We start from the raw sequence: 15,306 nt of genomic DNA, 5'->3' as shown, positions 1-15,306 counted from the left end.
CCGATCTGCTCCCGCTCCAGCGGGCTCAACCTCGACGCCATAACCACCCCAACGAAGATCACGAAAGGGTGTTGCAACCACCGGTTGAGCCCGCCTTTCGACTACCGGAAGTGCAAGATCGGCGCGGTCTTCGGGTCAGCGGGGCTGGTCGGGGTGGTCGTTGGGCTTAATGTGTCGGGTGCGGTCGTTGTCCGGGTCGGTGGGGTGGGAGATGACCTCGGTCGGGTCGGCGGACTGGCGCGGGATCGCCTGAGTGGGGTCGGCCGACGGCGGCTGCCCGAACGGCGGCGCGGCCGGGGACGGCGGCGCTGACTGGGGGGCGGGATTCGCCTGAGGCGCGGACTGCGGCGCCGGGAACGGCGGGGCCGACTGCGGGAACGGTGGCGCGGACTGCGGGTGCGGCGGGCCCGGCTGCGGGTGCGGCGGCGCGGACTGCGGGAACGGTGGGGCCGACTGCGGGGCCTGGAACGGTGGCGACTGCTGGCCGTACTGGCCGGCCTGCGGGTAACCACCCGGCTGACCAGCTTGCGGGTAGCCACCACCCGGCTGGCCAGCCTGCGGGTAGCCGCCGCCGGGCTGGCCGGGAGCGGGCCAGCCACCCTGCGGCTGACTGCCGGGCTGACCCGGGGTCGGCCAACCGCCCTGCTGCTGCGGCCAGCCCGGCTGGGGCTGGCCGTAGACGCCTGGCTGCGGCTTGGCTCGCGGCACGTAGTAGTGGGCGCGCCAGATGGTGTAGACCACCCAGGCGGCGATCGCGAAGATCACCATCCAGGCGAACCGGGTGAGCACACCGAGCAGCGCGTCGAGCACCTCGGCCTCGGCCAGCCGGCCCACCGTCCAGATCAGCATGGTCAGCGTGCCGAACAGTGCGCTTACCGCGTACTCGACGAGAGCTGCCTGCGTGATCAGCTTCGCCTTCGCCAACACCGGCGAGATGTGCGTGGCCAGCAGCACCGCCAGCAGCGGGAGGCCCACCGCCTCCACCCCGACGAACGCGTAGAAGGCGCTACCCGCGCGGTCGGTGAAGGAGCTGTAGTCGTTCGGGGCGATGAGCCGGAGCAGGCCCACGAAGAGGAACACGGCGTTGGCGCCGAGCAGCGCGAGCGCGGCGAGCTCCCGTAGTGGCTTGGTCAGCTGGCGGGCCTGCGTCGCGTCGGCGGACGCGGGCTCGGCGGGGCTGGTCACGAGCTCCCCCTCGGGGCATCAACGGACAGGTGACCGTGAGCCTAGTCTCCCGGGCCACCCACCGATCGGAGGCGTCACGTGCGCGAGGATGGTCGACATGCGCATCGTGGTTCTGGCCGGCGGCATCGGCGGCGCCCGGTTCCTGCTCGGCGTCCGGGCGTACGCCCGTGACGTCGGCGCTGAGGTGACCGCCGTTGTCAACGTCGGCGACGACCTGTGGTTACACGGGTTGAAGATCTGCCCCGACCTGGACAGCGTCATGTACACCCTCGGCGGGGGCGCCGACCCGGAACGGGGTTGGGGTCGGGTCGGTGAGAGCTGGACGGTCAAACAGGAGTTGGCCGCGTACGGGGCGGAGCCGACCTGGTTCGGCCTCGGCGACAAGGACATCGCCACCCACCTGGTCCGCAGCACCATGCTCAACGGCGGTTATCCGTTGAGCGCGGTCACCGAGGCGCTGGCCAGTCGCTGGGAGCCGGGCGTACGCCTGTTGCCGGCGACGGACGACCGCCTGGAGACCCATGCCGTGGTGGAGGACGACCAGGGTCAGCGGGCGATCCACTTTCAGGAGTGGTGGGTGCGGTACCGGGCCGACATCCTCACGCACCGTTTCGTGTTCGTGGGCGCGGAGACGGCGAAGCCGGCACCGGGGGTGCTGGACGCGATCGCCTCGGCCGACCTGGTGCTGATCGCGCCGAGCAACCCGGTGGTGAGCGTCGCGCCGGTGCTGGCCGTACCGGGGCTGCGTGCGGCGGTGGCGGACGGCCCGGCGCCGGTGGTGGGTGTCTCCCCGATCATCGGCGGCGCGCCGGTGCGGGGGATGGCCGACCGTTGCCTGGCCGTGCTCGGCGCGGAGTGCAGCGCGGCGGGGGTGGGTCGGCTCTACGGCGGCCGGGCGAGCGGCGGTCTGCTCGACGGTTGGCTGGTGGCTGAGGAGGATGCGGGCACCGTGGTGCCCGAGGTGACGGTCCGCGCGGTGCCGCTGCGGATGACCGACGAGGCGGCGACGGCGGCCATGGTCCGTGCCGCGGTGGAGTTGACGTGAGGCTGGAGATTCTGCCGGTGCTCGGCATCGGTCACGTGACCGAGGGTGACGATCTGGCCGCGGTGATCGCGACTGCCGCGCCGTGGCTGCGCAACGGCGACGTACTGGTGGTGACCAGCAAGATCGTTTCCAAGGCGGAGGGGCGGCTCGTCGACGTGCCGGCGGACGGGCCGGAACGGCTGGCCGCCCGGGACGACGTCCTGGCCGGTGAGACCGCCCGGGTGGTGGCCAGTCGGGGGGCGACCCGGATCGTGCAGACCCACCACGGCTTCGTCATGGCCTCGGCCGGGATCGACGCGTCGAACGTGGACAAGACCCAACTGGTGCTGCTGCCGGTCGACCCGGACGCCTCGGCGCGGGCTCTTCGGGACGCGCTTCGGGAGCGCTACGACCTGGACCTGGCCGTGATCATCAGCGACACGATGGGCCGGCCCTGGCGCAACGGGCTCACCGACGTGGCGCTCGGGGTGGCCGGCATGACGGCGATCCGGGACCACCGGGGCGAGGTCGACCCGTACGGCAACGAGTTGCAGTTGACCCAGATGGCCGTGGTGGACGAGCTGGCGGGTGCCGGCGAACTGATCAAGGGCAAGTGCGATCAGGTCCCCGTCGCTGTGGTGCGGGGCTATCTGCCGGCCAGCAACCCGGACGACGCCGGTGGCGCGCGGGCGCTGATCCGCGACGCGGCGCAGGACCTGTTCTCGCTCGGTACCGCCGAAGCCCGCGCCGCCGGGCTCTCCGACGCCGCCACCCTGACCGACGGTCCGGGCCCGACACCGGCGGACCTGACCGCGGTACGACGGGCGATCGACGCGGTCGCCGGGGTGGTCGCCCCCGGCACGGTCTTCACACTGGTCGACGAGGCCGAGGTACGCGCCGGTCTGGTCGCCGAGATGCCCGGGTGGCCGGACGGCGCCGACCTGGTGCTCGGCTCGGCCCCGACGCCCGTCGAGCCGTTCGGTCTGGTCCGTTTCGGCGCCGACCTGCACCGGCTGCGCGTCGCCCTGGCCGCCCAGGGTGTCGGGTCGACACTGTTGCCGCCGCCGCCCGGAAGCCCCGCGAGCGCCGCGCTCGCCCTGTAGAAGCTGGTGCGAACGGCCGGGTCACGCGTCCAGCATGGCCCGGCCCAGCGGGGTCAACGTGTGCAGCACGCTGTTGCGTTCGCGGTGGCTGACCAGCAGACCAGCGTTGCGCAGGACTGTGGCGTGCTGGCTCGCCGCCGCCGGTGAGATGTTGAGCTGGCGGGCGACCTCCCCGGTGGTGCAGCCCTCGTCGCTGGCCTGCAACACCGCCGCCCGGGTGCGGCCCAGCAGCGCGGCGAGTGATTCGCGGGCAGCACCGGACGCGGCGTCGGCGTCGGCGGAGACCAGCGCTCCCAGCCGGTCCACCGGGTAGACCAGCACCGGTGGCAGCGCCGGGTCGAGCAGTGCGACAGGGGTCGCAGCGCAGAAGAACGACGGCACCAGCAGCAGCCCGCGGCCGTCCAGGTGCAGCTCCCTGCTGTGCGGGTAGCTGTGGACCTCCAGAACCCCGCTCTCCCAGCGCATGGCCGGCCGGAGGCTGGCGAGCAGGCCCTCGACGCCGCCGTCGAGCAGCGCCCGCGCCCGCCGCGTGCGGTCCGCCGCGACCGCGGCCTGGATCCGACCCCAGTACGGGCTGATCGCCAGCGACCGGTACTGCTCCATCGACTCGGCGAGGTGGTGCAGCGCGGACACCTCACCGCGAGCGAGCGCTGCCGCGGAGGAGGGCAGCTGATTCTCGGCGGCCAGCACGCTCAGGTCCCGGTGCAGCAACTCGGCGGGGGTCCGGCGGAGCGCGTCCAGCCCGGCCTCGAAGCCCTCGACGCTGGCGTACGGGGTGAGGAAGTCGGGGAAGTAGCCACGCGGCGGGTTCAACGCGAAGAGCAGGCGGAGTTGCTCGGAGGCGGAGTTCTGGCGTAGATCCCGGGCCACGCTGCGCCGCCAGTTGGCGGTCAGCGGATCGCGGGTGCGGCCGCGCAGCACGTGCAGGCTGAGGACCAGCTCCCAGACCGGGTCCGCCGCCGGCGCCACCCGGGTCCGGAGGATGTCCTCCCCAGAAAAGTGGATCTTCAGCATGGAGCGCTCCTGTGTCGCCGACAGGGGGATGCCGGATGACCGTTCGACTCTACCTGGCCGGCAGTAATCTCCATCTTTAAGCCTGGACTGAAAAACCTCGACGCCTCCGGGGCCGGTTAGGCATGCTTCCCATGCCCGAACACGGCGCCGTGCGTCCTTGACGCCCGTGCTGCCGGGGGCACCGGGACCGGGGAGGCCCCGGTGATCGGACGGCACCACGAGGGTCTGCGGCCCTTGCTCCGCGGAGGTGCCGTCCGGTCATCCGCCCCCCCCGGTGCCGGCTCAGCCGACCCAGAGCGCGACCCGATGGTCCTCGTCCGTGACGTAGAACGACCGTCCGTCCAGCTCCGCCACGCCCTCGACGTGGTGAAACGGGGCCAGGTCCGCCACCTGCTCCCCGACGAGCCGCCGCCCGTCGCCGGCCTCGCCACCGGTGAGCCGGAAGCGGACGTGCCGGGAGGTGACCTCACCCCCACCCGGATGGTCGTCGAGCAGGACCGACCCCTTGCCCAGCGCGTCGATCGAGCCGATCACGGCCGCGTACCCGCCGTCCGCCGTCGGGGTGATCGCGCGGAAGCCGGTCAGCTGCCCCGGCGCGGTGACTCCGGTCAACACGTACGCGCCCAACGCCCGCGGCCAGGCCCGCTCGGCCGTGAACATGCCCGGCACACCGGCCACCTCGACCAGGATCGGCTCACCGGCGACGGTGACCGGAAAACGCAGCCCGAGCAGCACCGTCGCGGCCGGGGTGAACGCCGCAGCCTCCACGTTCAACGGCAGGTCGTCCGGGGCCAACCGGCTCACCCAGCTCTTCTCCCGGACGGTCCCCCGAGCCAGCGTCTCCACGATGAACCGCTCCCGCACCCGCTCCCCCGCCGGCAGGAGGGTCAGCGGCGCCGCGGCGAGGGCGTCGTTCACCGCCCGGTGCAGGCGAAACGAGTTGCGTACCACGTGCACCGGCACCGGCCCGGCTGCCGCGTCGTCCTCGCGGAACCGGGCCACGAAGGCGCGCCGAGGTCGCAGCGGGCCAGCCTTCGAGCCGAAGTGGGAGCCGAACACGTACACCCAGCCGTCGTGGTGGGCGAGCGCCTCACCGTCCTCGGTCCGCCCGTTCTCCACACCGGCATCCGCCGGCACGTGCAGGGCCGTCCACTCCCCGTCGTCGCGCTCCAGCAGCAGCGCCAGGCAGCGCTCCACCGGCCCCTCGTCCAGCACCGTCCAGAAGCCCCGCCGGGCACCGTACGCGCGCAGCAGCGCCGCCGACCGCACCGGCAACAGATCACTGGCCTCGTTACCGGCCACCACGAATTCGACGAGTCGCAGGGTCACCGAGCCAGCGTACGGAGCACACGCTCGTACAGTGGCGGGGTGCCCGACACCGTGATGACCGGCCCGACCGCCCAGCCGACCGACCCCGAGACGTACCAGGCGCTGCACGCCGACGCCACCGCGTTGCTGGAGGGCTGGCAGCCCACCAGCCCGGACGCGGCCAGCGCGCGGGACCGGACCCTGGCGCTGCTCGCCGCCGGCCCGGTCGCGATGAGCCGGCAGCACCGCCCGGGGCACGTCACCGCCAGCGCGTTGGTGCTGGACGCCACCGGCTCCCGGGTACTGCTCTGCCTGCACGGCAAGTTCGGGCGTTGGGTGCAGCTCGGCGGGCACTGCGAGCCGACCGACCATACCCTGGTCGGCGCGGCGCTCCGCGAGGCCACCGAGGAGTCCGGGATCGCCGGCCTGCGCATCGACCCGGTGCCGATCGACGTGGACGTGCACCAGGTGCAGTGTCAGGGCGGCTCGGCGCACTACGACGTCCGGTTCGCCGTGATCGCCCCGCCCTCGGCCGTGGAGCAGGTCAGCGACGAGGCCGAGGAGCTGGGCTGGTTCCCACCGGACCAGCTGCCCGAGCCACTGGCCGGCGGGACCGCACAACTGGTCGCACCGGCCCTCGCCGCCCTCAGACGTAGCCCTCTTCGCCTCGCCCCTTGAGCTCGTCGACGAGGCTCTTGACGTCCTGCGCCCGGTCGCGCGGGCAGACCAGCACCGCGTCCGGGGTGTCCACCACGATCAGGTCGCGCAGACCGAGCACGGCCACCAACCGACCCGACTGCGGGACGACCACGAGGTTGCTGCTGTCCCGCAGCAGCACGCCCGGCTTGGCCTCCGAGCCGAGCACCACGTTGCCCGCGTCGTCGGCCGACAGCACGTCGCCGAGGGTGTGGAAGTCACCGACGTCGTTCCAACCGAAGTCGCCCGGCACCGTCGCGACCCGACCCGCCGTGGCCGCGCCCTCCATCACCGCGTAGTCGACGGAGATCTTCGGCAGGGTCGGCCAGATCGCGCCCAGGACGTCGTCCTGCTCCGGGGTGCCCCAGGCGGCGGCGATCGCGGCGACGCCGGCGTGCAGCGCCGGCTGCTGGCGGGCCAGCTCGGCGAGGAAGACGTCCACCCGCCACACGAACATGCTCGCGTTCCACAGGTACCGGCCCGAACGGACGTACGCCTCGGCCACCTCGGCGGCCGGCTTCTCCTTGAACTCGGTCACCGGCCGCCACGGCACACCCTCGGTCGGATCGCCGGTCTCCAGGTAGCCGTAGCCGGTCTCCGCGCGGGTCGGAGTGATCCCGACGGTCATCAGCATGCCCTGCTGGGCCCCGTGGACCGCCTCCTGGACGGTGCAGACCCAGCTGTCCGGGTCGCGGATCAGGTGGTCGGCCGCGAAGCTGCCCATCACCGCGTTCGGGTCACGTGCCGCGATGACCGCGGCGGCCAACGCGATCGCCGCGCAGGAATCCCGGGGGGAGGGCTCGACCAGGATGTTCTCCTCCGGCAGCACGGCGAGCTGCCGTGCCACCGCCGTGACGTGCGCGGCACCGGTGACCACGAGGATCCGATCCGGTGTGGTCAGCGGCGCGAGCCGTTCGACCGTCGCCTGGAGCAACGAGGCGCTGGTGCCGGTCAGCGGGTGGAGGAACTTGGGATGGCCGGCGCGGGACAGCGGCCACAACCTCGTGCCACTGCCACCTGCCGGAATGACCGCATAAAGCATCCGCACATCATGCCCGACGTACCTGCCCAAAGTGGCACGGGTCACCCGCAGTGGTGCGGAGGGTCAGGAGCGGGCGCGACTCCACGCGGAGATGTGCACCTCGGCGCTGGACTCCCAGGTGAACTCCTTGGCCCGGTCGAACCCCGCCTTCGCCAGCGACAACCGTCGCTGCTCGTCGTCGAGCAGGGCGGCCAGGTCGATGCCGATCTGCTCCGGGTCCTCCGAGGTGTACGCGACCGCGTCGCCGCCCACCTCGGGCAGCGAGAGCCGGGGGGTGGTCAGCACCGGGGCGGCGCACGCCATCGCCTCCAGGATCGGCAGCCCGAACCCCTCGCCGTAGGACGGGTACGCGGCGACCAGCGCACCGCCGAGGAAACCTGGCAGGTCGCCGTAGCGAAGGTAGCCGGGGCGCAGCAGACGCAGGTGCGACGGCACCTCGGCCACCGCCCGGTCGATGTCCTCGTCGTGCCCCTGCCCACCGGCGATCACCAGGGCCGGCGGGTCGACCCGGTCGGCCACCGCCCGCGCCCACCCGCGGATCAGGTTGGGCACGTTCTTCCGAGGTTCCTTGGCACCGAGGAAGGCGACGTAGCTGCTGTTGCCCAGCCCCAGACGCGCTCGCACCCGAGCCTTCTCCTCCTCGGTGGGAGCGTGGAAGGCAGCCTGGTCGACGCCGTGGTAGGCGACGTCGATCCGCGTCGGGTCGGCGTCGAGCAACCGGATCAGCTCGTCCCGGGTGGCCTTGCTGGGCACGATCACCCGGTTGGCGCGGCGCAACGAGGTCTTGATGGCGCTGCGGAAGAACGTGCGGCGCGACTTGTCGTAATGCTCCGGCTCGGTGAAGAACGTCGCATCGTGCACGGTGACCGTGACCGGACATCCGGCCCGCAGCGGGCAGGTGTAGAAGGGCGAGTGCAGCACCTCCGCGCCGACCTGCTGGGCGAGCAGCGGCAGGCCGGTCTGCTCCCAGGCGAGCCGGGCCGGGCGGTGCGCCACGGCGGCCGGAGCCGGGATGATCTCCGCGCCGGGCAGCATGCGGGTGTACCGCTCAAGATCGGTGCGGAGACTGACCACCGCCAGCTCCACCCCCGACCCGCACACCTTGCCGAGGGCGCCGAGCAGACCGTCGACGTATCGACCGACACCACCACGGTCGGTGGGGACACTCGTGGCGTCGATGAGCACGCGGGGCGGGCGACCGGCGGTCACGGGGCGACTCCTTGTACTGGCGAGACTGTGGGGAACAACACTCCGGGGGTAAAGCCTACGCCGGGGCGCGGGGCCGACGCTGACTGCGACCCGACGGTACGCCGACTTGTCATCGTCATCGAGTACGGCCCGCAGGGGCGTATCGTTCGCGCCGATGGCCGACAACATTGCCCGGGTGTTCGCCGACGCGATCGCGTCCGACCCGACCCGACCGCTGCTCACCTGGTACGACGACGCCACCGGCGACCGCACCGAACTCTCCGGCGTCACGTTGGCGAACTGGGTGGCGAAGACCGCCAACCTCCTCGTCGACGAGGTCGGCCTCGCGCCGGGCACCCCGGCCGGCGTGGTGCTGCCGCCACACTGGCAGACCGCGGCGGTGCTGCTGGCCTGCTGGTCGGCCAAGCTCAGCGTCGTCGACACGCCGGGCGAGGTGGGGGTGCTCTTCGCCGCCGCCGACAGGTTCGACGAGGCGCAGTCCTGGTCCGCCGACGAGCGGTACGCCCTCGGGTTGGCCCCGCTCGCCGCCCCGCTTCGGCAGGTGCCGCCGGGATTCGTCGACTACGTCGTCGAGGTACGCGGACACGGTGACCACTTCACGCCGCAGTCCGGCCCTGGCCCCACCGACGCGCACCTGCTGAGCCGTGCCGAGGCCCGCGCCACCGAGTTGGGCATCCTCCCCGGCGCCCGGGTCCTCATCGACGCCGCCCGGCACCCCGACCCGGTCGACTGGCTGCTGGCCCCGCTGACCCGGGCCGCCACAGTGGTCCTCTGCGCCAACCAGGACCCCGCCCGCCTACCCGCCCGGCTGACCGCGGAAAAAGTCACGCACTCCCTCTCCTGACCACACCCCGCCCCGCCGATCTTGCAGTTTCGGTTGTCGAAACAGGTGGGATGTCCCTTGGGTCGGGACAGAAACTGCAAGATCGGGGGAAGGGTCAGGACGTCGCGCGGGACTGGGCGAGGGCCGCGAAGGCGGTCAGGGACTCGGGGTTGGCGAGGGCGCCCTTCGCGGCGGCCTGGTCGACCGGGGTGCCGGTGAGGATCTTCTTGACCGGCACCTCCAGCTTCTTCGCCGAGAGGGTGCGGGGCACCGAACGCACCTGGTGGATCTCGTCGGGCACGTGCCGGGGTGAGAGCGCCGTGCGCAGTTCACGGCAGATCTTCGCGCGCATCGGGTCGTCCAGCTCCAGACCCTCGGCCAGCACCACGAAGAGCAGCAGCTCACCGGCGCCGCCCTCGTCGTCCTCCAGGTGCACGACGACCGAGTCGATGACCTCGTCGAGCCCTTCCACGACCGAGTAGAACTCGGCGGTGCCGAGACGCACCCCACCACGGTTGAGGGTGGCGTCGGAGCGGCCGGTGATCACGCAGCCGCCCCGCTCGTTGATGGTGATCCAGTCACCGTGTCGCCAGACGCCCGGGTAGACGTCGAAGTACGCCTCCGCGTAACGGGTGCCGTCCCTGTCGTTCCAGAAGCCCACCGGCATGCTCGGCATCGGTTCGGTGATCACCAGCTCGCCGAGTTCGCCGATGACCGGTGTGCCGTCGGCGGAACGGGCCTCCACCTTGGCGCCCAACGCCCGGCAGGCGATCTCACCGGCGTACACCGGCAGCAGCGGCACCCCACCGACGAAGCCGGTGCACACGTCGGTGCCACCGGAGAGCGACTGGAGCTGGACGTGGTCGCCGACGGTCTCGTACACCCAGCGGAAGCCCTCGGCGGGCAGCGGCGCACCGGTGGAACCCACGCCGCGCAGCGCCGACAGGTCGGCGACCTCCCGGGGGACCAACCCGGCCTTACGGCAGGCCAGCAGGTACGGCGCGGAGGTGCCGAAGTACGTCGTCCCGGTCTCCGCCGCCAGCCGCCACAACCCGCCCAGGTCAGGCTCGGCCGGCCGGCCGGGCTCCGCCCGCACCCCCGGGTTGCCGTCGAAGAGCACGATGGCCGCCCCCACCGCCGGGCCGGAGACCAGGAAGTTCCACATCATCCAACCGGTGGTGGTGAACCAGAAGAACCGGTCGGCCGGGCCCAGATCGTGGTGCAGGGCGAGCATCTTCAGGTGCTCCAGCAGGATGCCACCGTGGCCGTGCACGATCGGCTTCGGCAGGCCGGTGGTGCCCGAGGAGTACAGCACGTAGAGCGGGTGGTCGAACGGCACCGGCGTGAACGTCAACGGCTCGTCGGTGGGTGCGGCCAGTTCGGCCCAGCCCAGCGCGCCCTCGGGTGCGGGGCCCGTCGGGTCGAGGTAGCCGATGCTGACGGTGTGGCGCAGCGACGGCAGGGCGGCCCGGATCGCGGCGACCTCGGCACGCCGGTCCACCGGCTTGTCGCCGTACCGGTAGCCGTCCACGGCGACCAGCACCGTCGGTTCGATCTGCTGCCAACGGTCGGTGACGCTACGGGTGCCGAACTCGGGCGCGCAGGACGAGAAGATCGCGCCCAGGCTGGCGGTGGACAGCAGCAGGACGTACGTCTCGGCGATGTTCGGGGCGTACGCCGCCACCCGGTCACCGGCGGTGACTCCGAGCCGGCGCAGCCCGGCCGACACCCGGCGGACCTGCTCGCGCAGCTCCCCAGCGGTGAGCGTGACCGGCGGGCGGGTCTGCCCGTGCGCGATCACCACCGGGTCGTCGTCGGCCCGCCCCGGCATCCGCAGCACGTTCTCCGCGTAGTTGAGAGTGGCGTCGGGGAACCAACGGGCGCCGGGCATCCCCCGCTCGGCGAGGGTGGCGCTCGGCGGTGTGTGCGCGATCACCTCGAAGTGGTCCCAGATCGAGCGCCAGAACCCGTCCAGATCGGTGGTGGACCAGCGCCACAGCGCGTCGTAGTCGGCGAAGTCCAACCCGCGGTGCTCCCGCAGCCAGCGCAGGTAGGCACCGATCCGGGACCGCTCGCGTACGTCCGCCGGCGGCGTCCACAGCATGTCACCCACTGCTCCACCCTCCCCCTGGCCCGACACGACACTGTGACTGGGCCGTGGCGCCATCTTGCCCTACCTCGAAGCGCCATTCTGCGCACCGGGTAGGCCAACCGACGCGTGCCCGTCCCACACTGCAACCCGCCACCTCATGTGGGTCAGCCGGCGCGGTGGGCCTGGATGGCACGGCGGCGGGCCAGCCGGTGCGCTCGGCGGATCTCCGCCTCCTTGTACCGGCGCTCGTCCTCCGCCGTCTCGGGCAGCACCGGGCGGACCGCCCGCGGCGCCCCACCCACGTCCACGCCGACGAACACCAGGTACGCGGTGGCGACCCGGACCGGCGCGTCCTCGGCCGAGTCCCACCGTTCGGCGACCACCCGCACGCCCACCTCCATCGAGGTCTGGCCGGTCCAGTTCACCTGGGCGTGCGCGTGCACCAGGTCGCCGACCCGGACCGCCTCGGAGAAGACGATCTCGTCGATCGCCGCGGTCACCGCGGTCCCTCCGCTGTGTCGGGCGGCAGCCGCCCCGGCCACGTCGTCGACGAACTTCATCAGGACCCCGCCGTGCACGGTGCCGTACAGGTTGACGTCCACCGCGGTCATGATCTTGCTGAGAGTGACGCGCGAGTACGACGTCGGCTTGCCGGTTGGAGGGGCGGAGAGGTGCTCAGTCATGTCGAAAACGGTACGGTGCGCGGATGCGACATCTCTGGAGCTTCCTCGCCGGGCTGGTGGTGGCGCCCATCACCTGGGTGCTGGTCACACTGGGGCAGGACGGGTCGAGCCGGACGGTCGACCGCTGGGTGGAGATCGGCACGTTCAACACCGCCAACCTGATCGAGCCGGCCGTGTACCTCGGTGTCGGCGGTGTCCTGCTGGGCCTGCTCGGCACGCTGCGCTTCTCGCCGCTGGGCCCGTTGGTGGCCGGTGCGCTGCTGGTCACCCCGTACATCGGGATGTTCGTGGCGCCCTTCTCGGTGCGGGACGCCATTCCGCACGAGTGGAAGGTGTTCGGCGATCCTCTGCCGCTGCGACTGCCCGTGGAGAACGGCACGCTCTTCCTGCTCGGCCTGCTGCTGCTGATGGCGACCTTCAGTCAACAGCGTTGGCGGCAGTGGCCGAGCCCGGCGACCGAACCGACCGCGGCACCCACCCCGGGGTCGGACGGAGGCCCCCGCGACGACAACTTCACGTTGACCGACTGGACGCCTCCCGCGCCCACGGAGCGCGACACCGCGCCCCTCACTCTGGGTTACCCGGCCGACTCGACATCGACCGATCCGCTGCCCCGCCGGGTGGGTGGCGAATCACCCTGGTCCGCCCCACCGCGCGGCCAACCGCGACCCGAGGACACCACCGAGATCCGCTGATCGCCGGGGCGGGCCGGGTGACCGGCCCGCCCTCCGTCTCTTGCGGGCTAGTGCAGCGCGATCGCCAGGTCCGGGTCGACTGTGCCGAGGTCGGCGCGGGGCACGACGAGGAGCATGACGATCAGCGCGGCGGCCATACCGCCCGCGATGACTATCGCCATCGGTACGCTCCCGGTGCCGAACAGACCGGCCAGTGGCGCCGACAACGCACCGATGCCGAACTGCACCGCGCCGAGCAGCGCTGCGGCGGTGCCGGCGGCCTCGCTGTGCCGGCTCATGGCCAGTGCCGGCGCGTTGGGCAGGGCGAGACCGGCGGCGGCCAGGACCAGCCACAGTGACGCGAGCAGGGTGCCCAGGCCACCGATGCCGGTCGCCGCGAACATGACCAGCAGCAGTCCGGCTGCCGTTCCGGCGATCAGTGCGCTCACCAGGATCTGCTGCGGGGTGTAGCGGCGCAGCAGCCGCACGTTGAACTGGGTGGCCCCGATCAGGCCCACCGCGCCGGCCCCGAAGGCGATGCCGAACTGCTGCTCGTCGAGGCCGTACTCCTGCTGGAGCACGAACGACGAACCCGAGACGTACGCGAACAGGGCGGCCATCGCCAGCCCGGCGACCAGCACCAGGCCGACGAACGCCCGGTCGTTGAGCAGCCCCCGATAGTCGCGGAGGGTGGCGCTCACCCCGCCGTGCCGCCGACGCGCCACCGGAAGGGTCTCCGGGAGCCGGAACGCGGCCACGACGATCAGCAGCGCGCCCAGCACCGCCAGCGCCGCGAAGACGCCCCGCCAGTCGGTCCAGCTCAGCAGGCCGCTGCCGAGCGTCGGCGCGAGGATGGGCGCCAGGCCCATGACGAGCATCAGCCGGGAGAAGATCCGGGCGAAGGAGGCACCGCTGAACAGGTCGCGGACCACTGCCGTCGCGACCACTGTGGCGGCGGCGACGCCGAGCCCCTGGAGTACGCGCAGCCCGCCGAGGACCTCGATGTTGGGTGCGAAGACGCACAGCACGGATGCCACGATGTGCGCGGCCAGACCGGCCAGCAGCGGCACCCGTCGCCCGACCACATCGGAGAGCGGCCCGATCAGCAACTGGCCCAACGCGAGACCGACAAGCGTGCCGGTCAGCGTCAATTGCACAGCGGTCTCGGTGGTCTGCAGGCCCGCCGTGATGGCGGGTAGCGCGGGCAGGTACATGTCGATGGTCAGCGGCCCGATCGCGATCAGGGCGCCCAGCACCAGGACGAGCTGCGCCCGCTGACGGTTGGTCATCAGGTCGCCGGGCAGCACCTCTTGCGCGACGGCTGATTCGTGTCCGGTCTTGTCCACCAACTGCTTCATCATCTCGATCTCTCTGCGGAAGCTGGTGCGTCGTCACGAGCGGCGGCGCGGGCGTCACCGGAGCCGCGCGGACGCGGCGTCCCAGTGTGGGGTGCCCGGCGGTGGGCAGCGTGGATGTGACGAGGCAGGGGTCGTGGCGGGGGTGGCCGGGTGGCGCGATGATCCGAGGGTGATTCTCTCGGTCGGCAACACCCCGGCGGTGTGTGACGTTCCCGGTGTGTGGGGAGTCACCCCACCCCGTCCGCCGCGCGACTCGCCTGCCGGACCATGCCGGGTCGGGGCGGGCCGGGTGACCGGCCCGCCCTCCGTCTAACTTCCCGCCGCGAGGGTGGCCCGGACGGTTCCCAGCAGGGCGTCCCGGGCCGTCATTGGAAAGAAGTGTCCGCCCGGCAGCACGTGCAGGGTGGACCCGGCCGACGTGTGCTCCCGCCACGGCGCGACCCGATCCGGCGGCACCTCCCGGTCCCGGTCACCTGCGAAGGCGACGATCGGGCAGCTCAGCGGCGGCTCCGGCCGGTACTCGTAGGTCTCGCAGACCGCGAAGTCGGCGCGGATGGCGGGCAGCAGCAGGTCGAGCAGTTCGGGTTCGGCCAGGATCTCCTCGTCCAGACCGCCCAGCTCACGCAGCCGTTCGACGACCACCGCGTCCGGTTGGTCGTGGATGTTCGGCGAGGTACGCCGCAGCCCCGGCGCGAGGGCACCGGCGGCGAAGAGGACGCGGGGCGGCGGCACCGCGCGGCGACGCAGTTCGCGGGCCAGCTCGAACGAGACCAACGCCCCCATACTGTGCCCGAACAGGGCGTAGGGCACCCCCAGCTCGGGGGCCAGCGCCGGGGCGAGGGCCTCCACCAGCTGCCGCACCCCGGTGTACGCCGGCTCACGCCAGCGGGACTGCCGCCCGGGCAGCTCGACCGGGCAGACCTCGACGTCGTCGCCGAGCAGCTCCTGCCACCCGTGGTACGCCGAGGACCCACCACCGGCGTATGGCAGGCAGATCAGTCGGACGGCGGGGGTGACGCGGCGGCGCGGCCCGGCGGCCAGCCAGCCCTGGGCGCGGGCGGGCGCGTGGGTGGTGAGGCGGTTCACGGAACGGCT

Annotated in this window: 14 protein-coding genes; 5 read left to right on the top strand and 9 right to left on the bottom strand. The window is 72.4% G+C overall.

Going from position 1 to position 15,306, the window contains the following annotated elements; genetic code table 11:
* Positions 1-135 precede the first annotated feature (135 nt).
* The gene (locus ACGF3C_RS32510) at positions 136-1,185 is read right to left on the bottom strand and encodes a hypothetical protein (protein ID WP_357222859.1); all 1,050 of its coding nucleotides are present in this window, start codon (positions 1,183-1,185) and stop codon (positions 136-138) included.
* A 97-nt stretch (positions 1,186-1,282) separates the two neighbouring features.
* Here ACGF3C_RS32510 and cofD point away from each other — a divergent pair, with 97 nt between their 5' ends.
* A complete protein-coding gene (cofD, locus tag ACGF3C_RS32505; protein ID WP_355005600.1) occupies positions 1,283-2,230 on the top strand; it encodes a 2-phospho-L-lactate transferase in 948 nt (315 codons plus the stop codon).
* Positions 2,227-3,312, top strand: coding sequence for a coenzyme F420-0:L-glutamate ligase (locus ACGF3C_RS32500; protein WP_357203628.1), 1,086 nt, complete (start codon positions 2,227-2,229; stop codon positions 3,310-3,312). Before cofD ends, ACGF3C_RS32500 begins: the two co-directional genes overlap by 4 nt.
* Before the next feature lie 21 nt (positions 3,313-3,333).
* Here ACGF3C_RS32500 and ACGF3C_RS32495 read toward each other — a convergent pair whose 3' ends face one another.
* Both ACGF3C_RS32495 and ACGF3C_RS32490 read right to left on the bottom strand, forming a co-directional pair.
* A complete protein-coding gene (locus ACGF3C_RS32495) occupies positions 3,334-4,326 on the bottom strand; it encodes a winged helix-turn-helix domain-containing protein (RefSeq protein ID WP_357203625.1) in 993 nt (330 codons plus the stop codon).
* A 282-nt stretch (positions 4,327-4,608) separates the two neighbouring features.
* A complete protein-coding gene (locus tag ACGF3C_RS32490; RefSeq protein WP_357222865.1) occupies positions 4,609-5,655 on the bottom strand; it encodes a hypothetical protein in 1,047 nt (348 codons plus the stop codon).
* A gap of 54 nt (positions 5,656-5,709) precedes the next feature.
* On the opposite strand from ACGF3C_RS32490, the gene ACGF3C_RS32485 reads away from it, so the two are divergent.
* Positions 5,710-6,312, top strand: coding sequence for an NUDIX hydrolase (locus ACGF3C_RS32485; protein ID WP_393227550.1), 603 nt, complete (start codon positions 5,710-5,712; stop codon positions 6,310-6,312).
* Here ACGF3C_RS32485 and ACGF3C_RS32480 read toward each other — a convergent pair.
* Positions 6,281-7,372 carry a sugar phosphate nucleotidyltransferase gene (locus ACGF3C_RS32480; protein WP_357222867.1) on the bottom strand — a complete coding sequence of 364 codons (1,092 nt, stop codon included), beginning with the start codon at positions 7,370-7,372 and terminating at the stop codon, positions 6,281-6,283. The two genes, ACGF3C_RS32485 and ACGF3C_RS32480, sit on opposite strands and share 32 nt — an antisense overlap.
* Before the next feature lie 63 nt (positions 7,373-7,435).
* Positions 7,436-8,581: a glycosyltransferase family 1 protein gene (locus ACGF3C_RS32475; RefSeq protein ID WP_357222870.1), complete on the bottom strand. Its 1,146-nt coding sequence runs from the start codon at positions 8,579-8,581 to the stop codon at positions 7,436-7,438.
* 154 nt (positions 8,582-8,735) lie between these two features.
* Between ACGF3C_RS32475 and ACGF3C_RS32470 the strand changes: the two genes are divergently transcribed.
* Complete coding sequence (locus ACGF3C_RS32470; RefSeq protein ID WP_357222873.1) at positions 8,736-9,425, top strand: TIGR03089 family protein; 690 nt, start codon at positions 8,736-8,738, stop codon at positions 9,423-9,425.
* Positions 9,426-9,519: 94 nt separating this feature from the next.
* Here the strand turns inward: ACGF3C_RS32470 and ACGF3C_RS32465 are convergent, their stop codons facing one another.
* Together ACGF3C_RS32465 and ACGF3C_RS32460 are read right to left on the bottom strand one after the other, a co-directional pair.
* On the bottom strand, positions 9,520-11,517 hold the full coding sequence (locus ACGF3C_RS32465; protein ID WP_393227546.1) for an acetoacetate--CoA ligase: 1,998 nt from the start codon (positions 11,515-11,517) through the stop codon (positions 9,520-9,522).
* 143 nt (positions 11,518-11,660) lie between these two features.
* Complete coding sequence (locus tag ACGF3C_RS32460; protein ID WP_203125586.1) at positions 11,661-12,179, bottom strand: hotdog domain-containing protein; 519 nt, start codon at positions 12,177-12,179, stop codon at positions 11,661-11,663.
* 23 nt (positions 12,180-12,202) lie between these two features.
* On the opposite strand from ACGF3C_RS32460, the gene ACGF3C_RS32455 reads away from it, so the two are divergent.
* On the top strand, positions 12,203-12,874 hold the full coding sequence (locus tag ACGF3C_RS32455) for a hypothetical protein (RefSeq protein ID WP_357203608.1): 672 nt from the start codon (positions 12,203-12,205) through the stop codon (positions 12,872-12,874).
* Between the two features lie 47 nt (positions 12,875-12,921).
* Here the strand turns inward: ACGF3C_RS32455 and ACGF3C_RS32450 are convergent, their stop codons facing one another.
* Positions 12,922-14,214, bottom strand: a complete 1,293-nt coding sequence (locus ACGF3C_RS32450; RefSeq protein ID WP_393227543.1) for a multidrug effflux MFS transporter — start codon at positions 14,212-14,214, stop codon at positions 12,922-12,924.
* Between the two features lie 306 nt (positions 14,215-14,520).
* Entirely contained in the window at positions 14,521-15,297 is a 777-nt protein-coding gene (locus ACGF3C_RS32445; RefSeq protein ID WP_355005610.1) for an alpha/beta fold hydrolase, read from the bottom strand.
* Positions 15,298-15,306 lie beyond the last annotated feature (9 nt).

It is taken from the genome of Micromonospora sp. NPDC047762 (assembly GCF_043204655.1).
Taxonomy (GTDB): domain Bacteria; phylum Actinomycetota; class Actinomycetes; order Mycobacteriales; family Micromonosporaceae; genus Micromonospora.
Note: the sequence above shows the minus strand (reverse complement) of the source record. Positions and strands in the feature narration are given on the sequence as shown.

Excerpts from the sequence above, each read along its gene's own strand:
- cofD (WP_355005600.1), top strand. The coding sequence starts at position 1,283 with ATGCGCATCGTGGTTCTGGCCGGCGGCATCGGCGGCGCCCGGTTCCTG.
- ACGF3C_RS32495 (WP_357203625.1), bottom strand. The coding sequence starts at position 4,326 with ATGCTGAAGATCCACTTTTCTGGGGAGGACATCCTCCGGACCCGGGTG.
- ACGF3C_RS32485 (WP_393227550.1), top strand. The coding sequence starts at position 5,710 with ATGACCGGCCCGACCGCCCAGCCGACCGACCCCGAGACGTACCAGGCG.
- ACGF3C_RS32480 (WP_357222867.1), bottom strand. The coding sequence starts at position 7,372 with ATGCTTTATGCGGTCATTCCGGCAGGTGGCAGTGGCACGAGGTTGTGG.
- ACGF3C_RS32470 (WP_357222873.1), top strand. The coding sequence starts at position 8,736 with ATGGCCGACAACATTGCCCGGGTGTTCGCCGACGCGATCGCGTCCGAC.
- ACGF3C_RS32460 (WP_203125586.1), bottom strand. The coding sequence starts at position 12,179 with ATGACTGAGCACCTCTCCGCCCCTCCAACCGGCAAGCCGACGTCGTAC.
- ACGF3C_RS32455 (WP_357203608.1), top strand. The coding sequence starts at position 12,203 with ATGCGACATCTCTGGAGCTTCCTCGCCGGGCTGGTGGTGGCGCCCATC.
- ACGF3C_RS32450 (WP_393227543.1), bottom strand. The coding sequence starts at position 14,214 with ATGATGAAGCAGTTGGTGGACAAGACCGGACACGAATCAGCCGTCGCG.